We start from the raw sequence: 2267 nt of genomic DNA, 5'->3' as shown, positions 1-2267 counted from the left end.
TTAGCAAATTATCTCAAACTTTGCTTTCATTCACAAACCCAGCTATTGCGTATACACAGTGTTGCCCACAGTACTATTTCAACTTCACCAACTTGCCTGGCATTTCGTAGCGAAGTGAATCATTTTCTATTACTCCCGAATAAAACAGAGTATCACCTTTAATCTCTAAAACCTCGACTTTGACACCGCCAGATGCATTTATATATTTGTTCGATTCATCTAAATTGTTCGAGTCTTCATTATAGGTGAGAACATAGTTACAGTCGTCCTTATACTTTATGTCAACTAAAGTTTTATCTCCTTTTTCATCAAATTCTATTTGCTGGCCACCTTTTCTTATGACCTTAAAAGATTTCGCATATAGAGAATCAGCTGGAATCAGGAATTCTCCCGTTTTAAAATCCGCACACGTTAATTCTTGTGTACAGGAACTAAATCCGAAGATTAAAAGTGCAATAACTAAAACTTTTTTCATAATCATCTTTGTATTGTGGGCAACGGGAAGTGTATCTTTCAGTGGCGACCAAAGAAGCAATGCACTTCGTTTTTCAGTCGTAAAGTTAGAAAATAAATCCCAAACTTTTGGTTTCAGCTCCCAAACCTCGCCATTGAAGATACATAGTGTTGGCAAACGTTATTTTTGATTCCGATTTTGTCTATATTTTTTTAATATAATTGATACATCCACTCAACCCTGCAATCACGATTAGTATGTTTGATTTTCCAGTATTCCAATTTTTATAAACATAAAAAACACCAAGAATCATAGCAATTATGTGAATAACCATTAGAATTTTAGGTTTATTAGAACTATTATAATTCGCTTATTTATTACTTATTAGTTTATTTTCTGTTGTTTGGTTAGGCTTTTCATTTCTTTTATCACTTTTAAGTTTTTTTTTATTAATGCTTTTTATTTTATTTGAAAAAGAATTTATAAAGCTTTGATAATCATCCTTATCATCTCTCCATTCTGGAAATCTTGAAATGGTCATGCTTGAAAAGTTCGAACTTATATTTAGGGTATCGTAGTGAAATTCTCTTTGAATATTCCAACTATCAATTTTATATAAATCGAATTTGAGATTATCTTGAGACTTTAATATCGGTTTTTTTAACCAATTAAACTCAATTTCCCTTTTAGTTAGCTCAATTTCAGCAATTCCAGAAGTCAATTTTACAGAAATCCAGTATATTCCAATAATTAATAAAGTAGCAGTTATAAAAACAATAAATTCATATGCTTTTATATCAATTACTTCTTTAAAATTATAAGCTACATATGAAAAGCTTAATAGTATTGTAATAAATGTAAATACGAAAAGAGTAACCGATATTGTTCTAATTTTGTATTTCATTTGTTCATAATGTTTGCCAACGGTCTGGCTATGGGCAGTAGCGCCAAAAAAGCCATTCAGTTTTGTTTTCAGTCGTAAAGTTAGAAAATAAATCCCGAACTTTCGTTTTTCAATCCCAAACCCAAGCTATTGCCTATAGCTATTGTTGTGGTGTCGTTTTTTATTTTTAGTGCACTCCTATTCCCTCAAACATCAACAAACTAATTGCGGTGTCTTTATATTTTTCTCCTTCGTAAACTTGAGTTATTTCAAATTTTAGTTTCGTCTCTTTATTTGCTGGGAATTTTATTTCTCCAATGTCAATTGTTTGAATTTCAAATGAGTCCAAAAGGTTTATAATTGCATGAGGTTCTCCGTTTAAATAAAATTTCAGTTGCTTAATTCTAGAATTATTTTCCCAGATCAGTTTATTTTTCTTGTATCCGTTTGCTAATAAAATTTTATTTATTCCCAAACCTCCATTATATCCTTTAATTTCGCTAAAGTCAAAACAATATTCTATGAACTCTCCAATACCAAAATCAGTTTCTCCCTCAATCCAAGCTGTATTTTTGTCAAAATCGTGAGCATTTTTGGGCGAGTAAGTAATTCCGTTATTTTCTATTAACTCAGACGAAGCTTTAATCGATTTAACCGAGCCACCGCAATACCAACTGCAACCTTTCAAAAATATTAGTTCTCCGATTGGCTTGTCAGGTGCCTCATAATCTTCATAGTCAAAAAAGTCAGAATCTTTCTCTTGAACAGCTTGAATTATTTTCATTTCTTGTGAAAACAGAAGTGAATTAAAGATTAAGAAGAATATCGTTAAATTAATTTTCATATCGTTTTTCGTAAATGCACCACAACGTTTTCGTGTATGCGCAGTAGCGCGTAAAAATTCTATATCTTTTAAATTCAATTTCAAAG

3 protein-coding genes are annotated in these 2267 nt (G+C 31.1%); all 3 read right to left on the bottom strand.

Annotated elements, in window-relative coordinates; translation table 11 throughout:
* Positions 1–73: 73 nt before the first annotated feature.
* Positions 74–631: a hypothetical protein gene (locus EIG86_RS06175; protein ID WP_240032185.1), complete on the bottom strand. Its 558-nt coding sequence runs from the start codon at positions 629–631 to the stop codon at positions 74–76.
* 193 nt (positions 632–824) lie between these two features.
* The gene (locus tag EIG86_RS06170; protein ID WP_127845293.1) at positions 825–1358 is read right to left on the bottom strand and encodes a hypothetical protein; all 534 of its coding nucleotides are present in this window, start codon (positions 1356–1358) and stop codon (positions 825–827) included.
* Positions 1359–1524: 166 nt separating this feature from the next.
* Positions 1525–2267: NADase-type glycan-binding domain-containing protein (locus EIG86_RS14105; RefSeq protein ID WP_205030464.1), on the bottom strand; the 743-nt coding region annotated here is incomplete at its 5' end.

Source organism: Psychroflexus aestuariivivens (assembly GCF_004010055.1).
GTDB lineage: Bacteria > Bacteroidota > Bacteroidia > Flavobacteriales > Flavobacteriaceae > Psychroflexus > Psychroflexus aestuariivivens.
This window is presented reverse-complemented; position numbering and strand designations above follow the sequence as displayed.